The following is a 12,842-nucleotide window of genomic DNA, read 5'->3' on the forward strand; positions in this document are numbered from 1 at the left end:
CAGGCAAGGTCGGGTGCGCTCAGCCCTTGGCGGTGCGCTTCTTCTTCTCGGGGTCGTCGAACGGCAGGTTGTGGGCGATGGCCTTCACGCTGAGGCTGCCGCGCACCTCCAGGGGCACGCCCTGTTCGGCGATGTCGGGCTCGACGCGGGCAATGGCCATGGAGCGATCGGTGAGGCGCGAGTACATGGCGCAGGTGATCACGCCGACCTCGCGGCCCTCATGCCAGAGGGTGTCGCCGTTCTGCGCGGCGACCTGGCCGTCGAGCAGCACCCCGAAGATCCTGAAGCGCTCCTGGCCCTGGCGGCGGTAGTGCTCGCCGGCGCCACGGAAGTCCTGCTTGCCGGGGGACACGGTGAAGTCCAGGCCCAGTTCCCAGAGGGTGTCGCCGGCCTTCTGGTCGGCGAAGGGGTACATCTGCGAGTTGTCGTAGGGGTAGAACAGCAGGTAGCTCTCCACCCGCAGCCAGTCGAGAGCCGTGAAGGCGCAGGGGATGATGCCGAGGTCCGTGCCCTTCTCCAGGATGCCGTCCCAGATGGCCGGGGCGTCGGCGGCCTTGCAGAAGATCTCGTAGCCGCGCTCGCCGGTGTAGCCGGTGCGGGAGATCATCACCGGGCGCTCGAAGAGCTTGGTCTGCAGGTGGTGGAAGTAGGGCAGGTCGCGGATGCCGGGCACGTGCTCGGCGAGGAAGTCCACCGCCTTGGGGCCCTGCAGGGACAGGTCGTGCAGGTCGTCGTCGAACAGCACCGCCACCTGGCGGCCCTGGGCCGAGCGGATGAGCATCTCGTGGCCGATGCCCGCGCCGTGCACCACCATGAAGGCGTTGGGGCCGGTGCGGTAGACGATGCAGTCGTCGGCGAAGGTGCCGTCTTCATCCAGCATGCAGGCGTACACCGACTTGCCCGGGTAGAGCTTGGCGATGTCGCGGGTAGTGGCGTACTGCAGCAGGCTTTCGGCGTGGGGGCCGACGTAGTGCACCTTCTTCAGGCCCGACACATCCATCAGGCCGGCGCGGGTGCGGATGGCCTCGTGGTGGTCGGCGAGATCGCTGGCATAGGTCCAGGCGGTGCCCATGCCGTTCCAGTCTTCCAGGTTCGAGCCGAGTGCCAGGTGGCGTTCGCGGAGCGCACTGATGCGCCATGAGTTGGCCATGGGAATGTCCTCTTGTTGTCGGTGGGGTGATGTCAGGCTTCGGGGTCGAAGCGGCGCAGCCAGTCGACCAGCGTCTGGCGGTAGCGGGTGATGCCCTTGTAGTCGGCGATGGGCGCGGGCAGGTCGCGCATCACGCGGTGCATGCGCCGCGCCCAGGCCGGGTTGCTGACCAGCTCGTCGAGGCTGATCAGGTAGGTGCGGATGCCGAACAGCAGGGCGTTGGAGCGCGGCAGGCGGACCATCAGCTGCAACTCGACGCGCAGGTGCACCAGGCGGCCGACGTTGTCCGGGGTGACCTTGCCGCGGTCGTTGCCCCACTCGTGGTAGGTCTCGGGGGAGGTGTCCAGGCGCGGGTTGATGGTCAGGGTCCAGTTCAGCCGACGCACCGGCGCGCCCACCTGGATGTTCAGCAGGTACTTCAGGGCGCGGTCGAACACCCCGATCTGGTGGGCCATGGGCACCGGAGAGTGCCACTGCTTGAAGCTCATGCCGGCGTCGAAGCGCAGGGACCAGTCGGCCGGGCAGGTGACCATGCCGGCGTCCATGAACAGGTCGCCGTCACGCTGGTCGAGCACCGCGAAGTCGCCCTGCATCTGCCGGGTGATGTACTCCAGCGGCTCGCAGGGCAGGGTCGCCGGGTCGCCGAAGGTGAAGCGCTGGTCGATGCCCAGGGCGAGGTTGTGCCAGTGCCAGGCGTCGCCCTCGCGGTCCAGGCGGAAGTGCTGTGGATAATCCCGCGACAGGTTCTCCATCAGCAGCGCCAGGGTGTCCCAGGCGGCCGGGGCCATGTGCGGCATCACCAGGCAGCGCTCGGGGTCGCGCTCCAGCACGCGGGCGCGCTCGGCCATCTCGGACACGTAGTGCTCGTCCACGTCGAACAGGTGCTCGAACACCGAGCCGGGGTCGCGGGACACCGCCGGTTCCAGGTTCACCGAGTACATGTACTGGTCTTCCGGGAAGGGGAAGGGGAAGCGAGCGATGGCCTCCGGGCTGTTGCGGAAGCTGAAGTCGTCCCGGTAGGTCTCCAGCGGCTTGAAGGTCAGGGTGGTCATGGGGTGCTCTCCGGGTCAGATGTCCAGCAGGATCGGGCTGCCGCAGCCGCGCGAGACGCAGGGCATCAGGCTGTTGCTGCGCTCGGCGGCGGCGAGGAAGTGGTCGCGGTGCTCCACGTCACCCTTCAGGTAGGGCGTCTGGCACTGGCCACAGACCCCGCCCCGGCACAGGTTGGGGATTTCCACCCCGTTGGCCTCCAGGGCCTCCAGCAGGCTTTGGTCGGCGCCCACTTCCAGCTGCCGGCCGCTGCGCGCCAGCTCGACGCGGAAGGGCTGGCCGGGCTCCGGTGCGGCGAAGGCCTCCCAGTGCACGCGGCGGTCGCTCCAGCCCTGGGCGGCGGCCTGCTCCTTGAGGTCCAGCAGCAGGGACTGCGGGCCGCAGGCGTAGACGTGGCTGCCCAGGGGGCGCCCGCGCAGCAGGGCGGCCGGGTCGAGGCGGCGCTGGCCGGCGGGGTATTCGGCAAGGCGCGGGCCCAGCAGCTGGCGCAGCTCGGCCAGGTAGGCGTCGCTGACCCCGGCGCGGTAGGCGTAGTGCAGTTCGAAGTCGGCGCCCTGGCGCAGTAGCTCCCGACTATGGGCGAGGAAGGGGGTGATGCCGATGCCGGCGGCCACCAGCAGGTGCTTGCGCGCCTCGCTGTGCAGCGGGAACAGGTTGGCCGGCGCCGACAGGCGCAGCACGTCGCCGGCCCTGAGCTGCTGGTGCAGGTAGCGCGAGCCGCCACGGGAGGCCTCCTGCTGGCGCACGGCGATGCGGTACTGGCGGGTGTCGGCGGGGTCCCCTAGCAGCGAGTAGGCGTTGCGCCGTCCATTGGGCAGGTGCAGCTGCACGTGACTGCCGGCGGAGAAGCCGGGCAGGGCGCCGCCGAGGGCTTCCAGGCGGTACTCGCGTATCACCGGGGTGAGTTCGCGGATGGCGGCGACGCGGACATCGAGCAGGGCGCTCATGGCTGGATCTCCTGATAGGGCTGGTCGGCATCGGCGCAGACCCCGAGGTAGGCCCCCAGGCGCTGGGAGAAGTGGCGGCGCACCTCCAGCACCACGCCGCAGTGGGCGCAGGTCAGGTGCGCAGAGGCGCCCGCCGGCTGGCAATTGGCGCAGTGCACGCAGAACACCCGGCGGCTGCCGGAGGCGTCGCAGTGCAGGAGGATCTCGTCGGCCTGCAGGCCGGCCTGGCGGGCCAGGGCGTGCAGTGGCCAGATGAAGGCTTCGTCGCCGTGCAATTCCAGGCGCAGGCCGGCGGGGGCGGCGTCCAGCCTGGCCCGCAGGGCGGCTTGCAGCGCGGCCTGGTGGGGGAAGTCCGGCAGGGCCAGATGGCTGACCGGCACGGCGCCGAGTTGCGCGGCCAGGGTGCCGCGCAGGGCGGCTTCCGTGCCCTGGGTCACCAGCAGGTGTTCGGGAGCCTCCGGGCAGGGCTGGCCACTGGGGTAACGCGGAACGCTGAAGGGATGGTCGGTGGGGGCGCTGCTCATGCTGTCCTCGCGGATTCGCCTGTTTCCTCGTGGAGAAAATATTTTCTCGAAGGGAATCCGCGCTCAATCCGCAGGAGGAGATACGCCTAAAGGGGTAGTGGTGGAGGGAAGGCATGGAAGTTGCTGCGACAGGATACCCGCCAACCCCGCGCCGGAGGAGGAGAACGATGCACAACGCCAGCTTGTCACTGACCGCCGTGCCAGTTGCCCCGGCCTGGGATGAGCTGACCGAGCGCGAGGGCCAGACCCTCTCGCTCATCGGCGCGGGCCTCAGCAACAAGCAGATCGCCCGTGAACTGGGCATCAGCGACGGCACGGTGAAAATCTACGTGCGCAACCTGCTGCGCAAGTTCCGCCTGCATTCGCGCCTGGAACTGGCCACGCGGGTCCATCGCAGCGGCGCTTCCTGGCGCACTACCGAGGAACCGCCGTTGCCCCCGGACAGTGCAGCCCCGGTCCCGGCCGCACCGATTCCGCCCGCCCGGGGGCTGCTCGACGACCTGCCGGGGCTGATCTATCGCGGCGACAACGACCGCACCTGGTACATGGAGTACGTCAGCGCCGGCTGCCTCTCCCTCACCGGCTACACCGCCGAATACCTGACCCGCGACCCCGAGCACAGCTTCGGTTCGCTGATCCTCGACGAGTACGCCGACTACATCTGGTACTGCGTGCAGTGCGCGCTGCTGAAACGCGAGCCCTACCAGCTGAGCTACCGCATCCGCTGCGCCGACGGACGCATCAAGGACGTCTGGGAAACCGGCGTGGGCGTCTACTCCAGCAGCGGCGAGGTGCTGGGCATCGAGGGCGCCATCTTCGAACGGCGGCCGTGACATTCCCGGATTGCATCCGGGCTATGGCGCTTGTGTAGGGTGGAAATCGCTTTTTATTTCCACCATTCGGCGCTCGCCCTGGCGGCGATGGTGGATCGGTGAAGCGTGATCCACCTTACGGTGCCGGACAGGTCGATGGCGGAGCTCGCTCCTACAGTTCTCTAGATCCTGAAAGCTGGTGCGGAGTGGGCGTTCGTCCACAGCCCTGGCAGCACTTCCTGGTTGACCCAGCGCCGCAGCACGCGGTTCTCCGGGTGGTAGCAGTAGGTGCAGAGCAGGGCGTGCAGGCCGGATTCGCTCACCACGGTTTCCTCCTCGAACCAGCCATTGGCGGTGCAGGCTCACCTGCCGGCGCTGGTCGTCGCAGAGCTGGCCGAGCAGGCGCGGGTTGAGGTCGGCATTGAGCAGGCGGCGCAGGTCGCGGCTGGAAAACCAGGCTTCATGGCCGACGAGGAAGGCGCGCAACTGGCGGCGGTGGCGGAGGAAGGTGCGCGGGGTGATCTCGGTAAGGTGCATGACGGGACTCCATCCATAGGGTAGGGAGCCGCCACCGCAATCCATCAAAGGGTGGCGGACCGTGCGAGTGTGGAAGTACCGGGATCGTTCACCAGAACCGGTCGGGCTCGAGGCCCGCTCGCACGGTCCGCCATAGACTGCCGACGCACGAGGCGTCGCTATGGCGAGGTGAACGATCAATGTACGGGCTTCCACACCCGGTTGCGCCCAGAGGGGCACAACGCCGCAGACCCTATCCAAGCGCCTTGTAGGCCGGCAATGCGGTTGCCGTGTAGGCGGTTTCTCAAGACGGTCCTGTAGGTCGCGTCGGGCCGCGTACCGCGAGCGCAGTTCGTAGGATGGGTTGAGCTTGCGATACCCATGCGGTCGGGTTTGATGGGTATCGCTTCGCTCAACCACATCCTACGGTCCGCGGCTCTAGGCCGCGCACTGCCGCGCCAGGCTGCGGCGCATCGCCCCGTAGTAGGTGAGCGCCGGCACCACCAGCCCCACCACCCAGGCCAGGTCGATGCCGTCCAGGGCGCTGGCGATGGGGCCGACGTAGAGGCTGGTGTTAATGAAGGGCACCTGCAGCAGGATCGCCAGGACGAAGCTGCCGCAGGCGATGCCGTTCACCCGCCCGTAGCGGCCGTCGAGGTCGAAGATATCGGCCACGCAGTAGTCGCCTTTCCTCAGCCAGTAGAAGTCCACCAGGTTGATGGCGGTCCAGGGGATGAGGAAGTAGCTCATGAAGAAGATGAAGTTGAGGAAGAAGGCGATGAAGTTGTCCTGCCCCAGGGTGCAGAGCAGGGTCGCCAGCACGCTGATGGCGGCCATGAACAGCCCGCGTACCCGTGGCGTCACGCGGAGCCTCGCGAAGGGTTCGATCACCGTGACCGTGGACATGAAGGCGCCGTAGAGGTTGAACACGTTGATGGCCACCTGGCCGTAGACGATGAACACGAACAACAGCACCGCTCCCGCGCCGAACAGCCCGGCCAGGTGGCCGCCGACATTGGCCGAGAAGTCAGGGATGCCCACGGCGAGGATGGCGCCGAGGATCATCATCCAGGCGCCGCCGGTGACCGTGCCCAGGTAGCTGGACCAGAACACCCGCGCCGCCGGGGTGGTGCTGGGCAGGTAGCGCGAGTAGTCGGCCACGTAGGGCGCGTAGGACAGCTGCCAGGTCACGGCGATGCCGAGGGCGGCGAGGAATTTCGGCAGGGAGAAGTCCACCGGCGCCCATTGGCCTTCGGCGATCGGCAGGCCGAGGGCGAGCAGGGTGGCGATGCTGAACACCAGGATCGACAGCAGCGAGAGGAGCTTCTGCAGGCGGTGGATCAGCCGGTAGCCGTACAGCGCCACCACGAAGCACAGGGCGCTGATCAGGTAGATGTTGCCGCCGGCCGGCAGCGGGCTCACCGACTCGATGGCCTGGGCCGCCAGCAAGGTGTTGCTGACGAAGAAGCCGAGGTAAATGAGCATGACGAACAGCAGCGGCAGCACGGCGCCGATGACGCCGAACTGGGCGCGGCTCTGGATCATCTGCGGAATGCCCAGCTTCGGCCCCTGGGCCGAGTGGGAGGCCATGAAGATGGCGCCGATCAGCGAGCCGAGGATGATCGCCAGGGCGCTCCAGAACAGGTTGAGGCCGATCACCACCGGCAGTACGCCGGAGGCGATGGTGGTGATGTTCATGTTGGCGCCGAACCAGATGTAGAACAGCGAGGCCGGCTTGCCGTGGCGCTCGTTCTCGGGGATGAAATCGATGCTTCTTTTCTCGACGTGCATGGCGATCACTCCTGTTCGCGCCCGGGCAGTCCCAGGGCGTCTTGAAGGCGGCTGATGGTGGCGACGAACTGCTCGGGGCGATGGGCGAAGGCGTCCGGCTCGCTGCAGGGCACGGAGCGCCAGGGCTGCCCGGCGAGGCGGCGCAGGTACTGCTCGGTGGCGAACAGCTCCAGGCAGTACACCCAGTTCGCCAGGATCAGCAGGGCTGCCTGGTGCGCGGCCTCGGTGGTGGTGGTGCAGGCGTCGGCGATCAGCTCCACGCGGTAGCCGAGGGCGAAGGCGTCCTGCACCGTCGCCAGCACGCAGGCATCGGTGAGCACCCCGGTGACCACCAGGGTGCGGATGCCCCGTTGGCGCAGCCGCAGGTCCAGGTCGGTGCGGTGGAAGGCGCTGTAGCGCGGCTTGTCGATCACCGCATCGCCTGGTCGCGGCGCCAGGGCTTCGAGGATTTCCACCTGGCGGGTGCCGGCGCGGTAGCTCTGCGGCCTGCCTTCGGCGTCGCGCGGCTCGCCCAGGGGCAGGTCGGCGCCGTCCGCGTCGTTGACGTGACGGGTATAGAGGATGGGGATGCCGGCCTGGCGCAGGGCGTCCAGCAGGCGGGCGTTGTTGTGGATGACCCGGTCGAAGCCATGCAAGGGGAAACCATCCTCCTGCTGCATGTCGATGACCAGGCAGGCTTTGTCTGCGTTCATGAGCAACTCTTGTTTTTGTTGGACCACGGGTACGCATCGACACGCCGTCGGGGCCGGGCGCACGGAGGCGCCAGGCGCACGATGTGTCGGACGCGGGCGGTGTTCAGCGGGGGGAGTCGTTCAGCGGACTATCTGCCAGAAGCCGTTCTGCTTGGCGGAGACGCAGGCGCGCAGGCGCTTGAGGAGGACGCGGCCACGCAGGTAGGCCAGGGCGGCTCCCTGTTGCGGGCGCGGGGGGAAGGCGAGGTCGTTGGCTGTCATTGTTATCGACCGTCTGTGGGGTTGGAGAGGCCCCTTCGGGGCTGCCCATGGGACGCGCCGGGCGCGCCCCATGGGGTGAAGCTTATTTGAACGCCGGCACCACGTGTTCGATGAAGAGTTCCAGGGACTTCTTCTTCTCGGCATGGGACAGGCTGTTGTCGGCCCAGAAGCTGAACTCGTCCACGCCCAGTTCCTGGTAGTGGCGGATGCGCGCGATGACTTCTTCCGGGGTGCCGATCATGGTGTTCTTGCGGATGTTCTCCAGCTCGAACTCCGGGCGGTCCTTGAACTTTTCTTCCGGGCTCGGCGGCAGCAGGCCGTTGACCGGGGTCTGCTTGTTGCCGAACCAGGCGTCGAAGGTGCGGTAGAACTTGGAGATGGCCGCGGCGCCCACCTTCCAGCCGTCGGCGTCGTCCGGGCTGTACACGTGGGTGTGGCGCAGCACCATCAGTTGCGGGCGCGGCACGCCGGGGTTGTTGGCCAGGGCGGCCTCGAACTTGTTCTTCAGGTCCACCACTTCCTCGTCACCCTTCATCAGCGGGGTGACCATCACGTTGCAGCCGTTGGCCACGGCGAAGTTGTGGGAGTCCGGGTCGCGGGCGGCGATCCAGATCGGCGGGGCGGGCTGCTGGATCGGGCGCGGCGAGGAGGTGGAGGTGGGGAACTTCCAGATCTCGCCTTCGTGGGCGACATCGCCCTGCCACAGGGCCTTGACCACCGGGACCATCTCGCGCAGGGCCTGGCCGCCGGAGGTGGCGGGCATGCCACCCGCCATGCGGTCGAACTCGTACTGGTAGGCGCCACGGGCCAGGCCCACTTCCATGCGGCCGTTGCTGATCACGTCCAGCAGGGCGCATTCACCGGCCACGCGGATGGGGTGCCAGAAGGGCGCGATGATGGTGCCGGCGCCCAGGCGGATGGTGCTGGTGCGGGCCGCCAGGTAGGCCAGCAGGGGCATGGGGCTGGGGGAGATGGTGTATTCCATGGCGTGGTGCTCGCCGATCCACACGGTGCTGAAGCCACCGGCCTCGGCCAGCAGCGTCAGCTCGGTGAGGTCTTCGAACAGCTGGCGATGGCTGATCTGCTCGTCATACCGCTCCATATGCACGAACAACGAAAATTTCATGATGCGTTCCTCAAACCTGTGTCTGTTCGGCCCTGGGCTGGCCGGTTCGGCGAAGCGTGCACTGCGCCTCGATATCTCTCGGATTCCGCTGCGTCGGCAGACGCGTCTCGCAAGGCGGGGCGGATCGTTGGATATTGGTATACCATATTATGGGATGTCTGCAAGTCTTTCCGATGGGTGCCTTGGCTGAACAGGGAGTGGGGATCAGTAGTTCGTAGCCCGGATGGAATCCGGGAGAGTCGGCTGTGAGTCTGGGGTTCGGCTCATTGCCTCGTGGGCTGTGGGTTTTGTTTCGCCCTCCCGGGCGACTCCCTTTGGCAGTCGTCGGAATGCCGCACCACCCAAAGGAAGCAAAACGCTTGCCCCTGCATCCGGGTTTGGCTTCGCCAAACTCCCCTCATTCCATCGTTGTTCCAGGGGCACGGCGCGAGGGGCCATCCATGGCCCCGCGCGCCTCTCGCGGCATCCATGCCGCTCGTCCCCTTCCACAGCGATTCCATTCGGCCTCCTGAAGGGGCGCTTTGCGCGGCGTCATCTTTTCTGCTTCGTTTCAGGTCGGTGTGGGCATCGATTCGCAACTCGTAGGATGGGTTGAGCGAAGCGATACCCATGCGGACAAGGCTGATGGGTATCGCAAGCTCAACCCATCCTACGTCGATGGATTTCGGCCCGCTCGGCAATGAGCCAGACACGAACGTCAGCTAGCTGGAACCAAAAAAAAGCCCCCAATAAAGGGGGCTGTAAAACAAAGCACGGTTGCATGGATTCAGGCGAAGGCCTGCAGGGCCCCCATCTTGCCCCGGCAGTAGATCATCGGGACCACTTCCTGCTCGGGAACGATCAGGTTCTTCACGGCGCCCACCAGGATGGCGTGGTCGCCGCCTTCGTATTCGCGCCACAGCTCGCATTCGATGATGGCGGTGGCGTTGGCCAGGATCGGGTTGCCCAGCTCGCTCAGGCTCCAGTCGATGCCCTGGGCCTTGTCCTTGCCCTTCCTGGCGAAGGCGTAGGCCTCGCCCTGTTGCTCGCCGGACAGCAGGTGAATGGCGAAGCGCTTGCTCTTGATCAGCACCGGGTAGGAGTCGGAGCTGTAGTTGGGGCAGAACAACACCAGGGCCGGGTCCATGGACAGGGAGCTGAAGGCACTGGCGGTCAGCCCGACCATCTGGCCGTCGTCGTCCAGGGTGGTGATCACGGTGACGCCGGAGGGGAAGGAGCCCATGACGTGTTTGTAGACAGTGGTGTCGATCATTTTGGGTACCTGTCAGTGCAAGCGGCTGCGACCGGCAGCTCGTTTGTGTCTGATGGTATACCGTAATACTTTCATTGCAAGTGGTATTTTTCCGGGACTGGCGTCGTCCCGACGAACGTTCTGAAGCGTCTTGAAAGCCAACAACCACGGGGGATTGCTGGAATGTGCTTGATCGTTTCAGCGGCTCGAATGGCCCTTTTCAGTACAGTTTGGCAGCCAAAAAGGCCTTGTCTGAGTCTTGGAATACCATAATATGGTGTTCGCAAGCCGAGGCCGACTGCATCGTCGGTCCCCGAAGCCGCACGCCCTTGGGGCGCCTCTACAAAGACAATAAGCAAGGCAAGACGATGTCCGAGAATTCCCAGCAGACGCTGATCGAGAACCATACCGTCGACTATGTGCCGCCTGCCGAACGCCATGGCAAGGCCCGCGACCTGTTCACGCTGTGGTTCAGCACCAACATTGCACCGCTGCCGATCGTGACCGGGGCCATGGTGGTCCAGGTGTTTCACCTCGACCTGCTCTGGGGCCTGCTGGCCATCGTGCTCGGGCATATGATCGGCGGGGTCTTCATTGCCCTGGCGTCCGCCCAGGGCCCGCAGATGGGCATCCCGCAGATGGTCCAGAGCCGGGGCCAGTTCGGCCGCTACGGCGCGCTGCTGATCGTGTTGTTCGCCGCGGTCATCTATGTGGGCTTCTTCATTTCCAACATCGTCCTGGCGGGCGAGTCGATCCACGGTATCGCGCCCGCCGTGCCGCTGCCGGCCGCGATCATCATCGGCGCCCTCAGCGCCACCGCCATCGGCGTGATCGGTTACCGCTTCATCCACACCCTGAACCGCATCGGCACCTGGGTGATGGGCGGCGCGCTGCTGGCCGGCTTCATCGCCATCTTCGGCGGCGAGCTGCCGGCGGACTTCTTCAGCCGGGGTGGCTACAACCTGTCGGGCTTCCTCGCCACCATCTGCCTGGGGATCATCTGGCAGCTGAGCTTCTCGCCCTACGTGTCGGACTACTCGCGCTACCTGCCGGCCTCCATCGGCATCGGCAAACCGTTCTGGGCCACTTATTTCGGCGCCTGCCTGGGCACCATCCTGTCCTTCAGCTTCGGCGCGGTGGCGGTGCTGGCGACTCCCGAGGGCACCGAGGCCATGGCGGCGGTGAAGCAGGCCACCGGCGTGCTCGGCCCGGTGCTGATGGTGCTGTTCCTGCTGAACATCATCAGCCACAACGCCCTCAACCTGTACGGCGCGGTACTGTCCATCGTCACCTCGATCCAGACCTTCGCCGGCAGCTGGACGCCGAGCATCCGTGTGCGGGTGGCGCTGTCGGCCGTGGTGCTGGCCGGCTGCTGCCTGATGGCCCTGGGGGCCTCGGCCAACTTCATCTCCCATTTCATCGGGCTGATCCTGGCGCTGCTCCTGGTGCTGGTGCCCTGGGCCACCATCAACCTGGTGGACTTCTACCTGATCAAGCGCGGCCGCTACGACATCGCCTCGATCTTCGCGGCCGACGGTGGCATCTACGGGCGCTTCAACCCCCATGCCATCACCGCCTACTTCCTCGGCATCCTGGTGCAGTTGCCGTTCGCCAACACTGCGCTCTTCGTCGGCCCCTACGCCAACTGGATCGAGGGCGTGGACCTGTCCTGGCTGGCCGGCCTGCTGGTCACTGCACCGCTGTACTACTGCCTGGCCACCCGTGGCCGCACGGAGTCGGCGGGCGAGTTGAGCCTGGCGGAATAAGCCGTCGTCCCGTCCCCACGACGCCCCGGTCCGCTCCCGCAGGCCGGGGCGTCGTGCGTTTGCGCGTGCTCCCATGCAAGGTGGCGGCAGTCAGCTAGCTTGTAATGATCGAATTCCACACACAGGAGCCGATCATGGCAAAGGGCAAGAAGAAAGCGGACGGCGGCGCAGCGGCAGAGCGTGAAGCGCTGGGGCGCAAGGAGTACGAGAAGGAACTCAAGAAGCTGCATGTGGAGCTGGTGAAGTTGCAGCTGTGGGTGCAGGAGAAGGGGCTCAAGGTCTGCATTGTCTTCGAGGGCCGCGATGGCGCCGGCAAGGGCGGGACCATCAAGGCCATCACAGAGCGGGTCAGCCCACGGGTGTTCCGTGTCGTGGCCTTGCCGGCCCCTACCGAGCGGGAAAAGAGCCAGATGTATGGCCAGCGCTACATGAAGCACATGCCGGCGGCCGGCGAAGTGGTGATCTTCGACCGCAGCTGGTACAACCGCGCCGGCGTCGAGCGGGTCATGGGGTTCTGCACCGAAGAGCAGGCGCGCAAGTTCCTCATGGTGACCCCGGCGTTCGAGAAGCTGATGATCGATTCCGGGATCATCATCATCAAGTACTGGCTGGAAGTGAGCGCCGAGGAACAGACCCGCCGCCTCAAGGACCGCATCGACGACGGGCGCAAGATCTGGAAACTCTCGCCCATGGACCTCAAGTCCTACACCCGCTGGGATGAGTACACCCGCGCCCGCGACGAGATGTTCGCCGCCACCGACTCCACCTGGGCGCCCTGGTACATGGCCCATTCCGAGGACAAGCGGCGTGTGCGGCTGAACATCATCAGCCACCTGCTCAAGCAGATTCCCTACAAGGACCTGAGCAACCAGTTCAAGGTGGAACTGCCCAAGCGCGGCAAGCTCGGCAAGTACAAGTCGGTCCCCTATCCATTCAAGGTGGTCAAGGAGATCTTCTGACAGCGCCGCTATCGGCG

14 protein-coding genes are annotated in these 12,842 nt (G+C 66.2%); 4 read left to right on the forward strand and 10 right to left on the reverse strand.

Annotation, left to right across the window (positions count from 1 at the left end):
- Positions 1-19: 19 nt before the first annotated feature.
- The 4 genes from PCA10_RS07160 to PCA10_RS07175 are packed head-to-tail and all read right to left on the reverse strand — an operon-like array spanning position 20 to position 3,671.
- Positions 20-1,150, reverse strand: a complete 1,131-nt coding sequence (locus PCA10_RS07160; protein ID WP_016491376.1) for an aminomethyltransferase family protein — start codon at positions 1,148-1,150, stop codon at positions 20-22.
- 32 nt (positions 1,151-1,182) lie between these two features.
- Entirely contained in the window at positions 1,183-2,202 is a 1,020-nt protein-coding gene (locus PCA10_RS07165) for a heme-dependent oxidative N-demethylase family protein (RefSeq protein WP_016491377.1), read from the reverse strand.
- A gap of 15 nt (positions 2,203-2,217) precedes the next feature.
- Entirely contained in the window at positions 2,218-3,147 is a 930-nt protein-coding gene (locus tag PCA10_RS07170) for a PDR/VanB family oxidoreductase (RefSeq protein ID WP_016491378.1), read from the reverse strand.
- Positions 3,144-3,671, reverse strand: a complete 528-nt coding sequence (locus tag PCA10_RS07175) for a dimethylamine monooxygenase subunit DmmA family protein (RefSeq protein ID WP_016491379.1) — start codon at positions 3,669-3,671, stop codon at positions 3,144-3,146. Before PCA10_RS07175 ends, PCA10_RS07170 begins: the two co-directional genes overlap by 4 nt.
- 167 nt (positions 3,672-3,838) lie before the next feature.
- Between PCA10_RS07175 and PCA10_RS07180 the strand changes: the two genes are divergently transcribed.
- A complete protein-coding gene (locus PCA10_RS07180) occupies positions 3,839-4,504 on the forward strand; it encodes a LuxR C-terminal-related transcriptional regulator (RefSeq protein ID WP_016491380.1) in 666 nt (221 codons plus the stop codon).
- Between the two features lie 161 nt (positions 4,505-4,665).
- Here the strand turns inward: PCA10_RS07180 and PCA10_RS30895 are convergent, their stop codons facing one another.
- Positions 4,666-4,806, reverse strand: a complete 141-nt coding sequence (locus tag PCA10_RS30895; RefSeq protein WP_231866619.1) for a BRO-N domain-containing protein — start codon at positions 4,804-4,806, stop codon at positions 4,666-4,668.
- 25 nt (positions 4,807-4,831) lie between these two features.
- On the opposite strand from PCA10_RS30895, the gene PCA10_RS30900 reads away from it, so the two are divergent.
- Positions 4,832-5,044 (forward strand): hypothetical protein, encoded by a 213-nt coding sequence (locus tag PCA10_RS30900; protein ID WP_231866621.1) that lies wholly within the window; start codon positions 4,832-4,834, stop codon positions 5,042-5,044.
- A gap of 393 nt (positions 5,045-5,437) precedes the next feature.
- Here the strand turns inward: PCA10_RS30900 and PCA10_RS07190 are convergent, their stop codons facing one another.
- The 5 genes from PCA10_RS07190 to PCA10_RS07205 form a co-directional block, all read right to left on the reverse strand.
- Positions 5,438-6,790: a purine-cytosine permease family protein gene (locus tag PCA10_RS07190; protein ID WP_016491383.1), complete on the reverse strand. Its 1,353-nt coding sequence runs from the start codon at positions 6,788-6,790 to the stop codon at positions 5,438-5,440.
- A gap of 5 nt (positions 6,791-6,795) precedes the next feature.
- Positions 6,796-7,482, reverse strand: a complete 687-nt coding sequence (locus PCA10_RS07195; protein WP_016491384.1) for a cysteine hydrolase family protein — start codon at positions 7,480-7,482, stop codon at positions 6,796-6,798.
- 120 nt (positions 7,483-7,602) lie between these two features.
- Positions 7,603-7,743, reverse strand: a complete 141-nt coding sequence (locus PCA10_RS30715) for a hypothetical protein (RefSeq protein ID WP_016491385.1) — start codon at positions 7,741-7,743, stop codon at positions 7,603-7,605.
- An 82-nt stretch (positions 7,744-7,825) separates the two neighbouring features.
- Positions 7,826-8,869, reverse strand: a complete 1,044-nt coding sequence (locus tag PCA10_RS07200) for an LLM class flavin-dependent oxidoreductase (RefSeq protein ID WP_016491386.1) — start codon at positions 8,867-8,869, stop codon at positions 7,826-7,828.
- 766 nt (positions 8,870-9,635) lie between these two features.
- Positions 9,636-10,121, reverse strand: coding sequence for a flavin reductase family protein (locus PCA10_RS07205; RefSeq protein ID WP_016491387.1), 486 nt, complete (start codon positions 10,119-10,121; stop codon positions 9,636-9,638).
- Between the two features lie 347 nt (positions 10,122-10,468).
- Between PCA10_RS07205 and PCA10_RS07210 the strand changes: the two genes are divergently transcribed.
- Positions 10,469-11,866 (forward strand): purine-cytosine permease family protein, encoded by a 1,398-nt coding sequence (locus PCA10_RS07210; RefSeq protein WP_016491388.1) that lies wholly within the window; start codon positions 10,469-10,471, stop codon positions 11,864-11,866.
- A 134-nt stretch (positions 11,867-12,000) separates the two neighbouring features.
- Positions 12,001-12,825, forward strand: a complete 825-nt coding sequence (gene ppk2 / locus PCA10_RS07215; RefSeq protein ID WP_016491389.1) for a polyphosphate kinase 2 — start codon at positions 12,001-12,003, stop codon at positions 12,823-12,825.
- The last annotated feature ends 17 nt before the right edge of the window (positions 12,826-12,842 follow it).

This window comes from Pseudomonas resinovorans NBRC 106553 (assembly GCF_000412695.1).
GTDB classification, from domain to species: Bacteria; Pseudomonadota; Gammaproteobacteria; order Pseudomonadales; family Pseudomonadaceae; genus Metapseudomonas; species Metapseudomonas resinovorans_A.

Coding starts and splice junctions, on each gene's coding strand:
- PCA10_RS07160 (WP_016491376.1), bottom strand. CDS start 1,150: ATGGCCAACTCATGGCGCATCAGTGCGCTCCGCGAACGCCACCTGGCA.
- PCA10_RS07165 (WP_016491377.1), bottom strand. CDS start 2,202: ATGACCACCCTGACCTTCAAGCCGCTGGAGACCTACCGGGACGACTTC.
- PCA10_RS07170 (WP_016491378.1), bottom strand. CDS start 3,147: ATGAGCGCCCTGCTCGATGTCCGCGTCGCCGCCATCCGCGAACTCACC.
- PCA10_RS07175 (WP_016491379.1), bottom strand. CDS start 3,671: ATGAGCAGCGCCCCCACCGACCATCCCTTCAGCGTTCCGCGTTACCCC.
- PCA10_RS07180 (WP_016491380.1), top strand. CDS start 3,839: ATGCACAACGCCAGCTTGTCACTGACCGCCGTGCCAGTTGCCCCGGCC.
- PCA10_RS07190 (WP_016491383.1), bottom strand. CDS start 6,790: ATGCACGTCGAGAAAAGAAGCATCGATTTCATCCCCGAGAACGAGCGC.
- PCA10_RS07195 (WP_016491384.1), bottom strand. CDS start 7,482: ATGAACGCAGACAAAGCCTGCCTGGTCATCGACATGCAGCAGGAGGAT.
- PCA10_RS30715 (WP_016491385.1), bottom strand. CDS start 7,743: ATGACAGCCAACGACCTCGCCTTCCCCCCGCGCCCGCAACAGGGAGCC.
- PCA10_RS07200 (WP_016491386.1), bottom strand. CDS start 8,869: ATGAAATTTTCGTTGTTCGTGCATATGGAGCGGTATGACGAGCAGATC.
- PCA10_RS07205 (WP_016491387.1), bottom strand. CDS start 10,121: ATGATCGACACCACTGTCTACAAACACGTCATGGGCTCCTTCCCCTCC.
- PCA10_RS07210 (WP_016491388.1), top strand. CDS start 10,469: ATGTCCGAGAATTCCCAGCAGACGCTGATCGAGAACCATACCGTCGAC.
- ppk2 (WP_016491389.1), top strand. CDS start 12,001: ATGGCAAAGGGCAAGAAGAAAGCGGACGGCGGCGCAGCGGCAGAGCGT.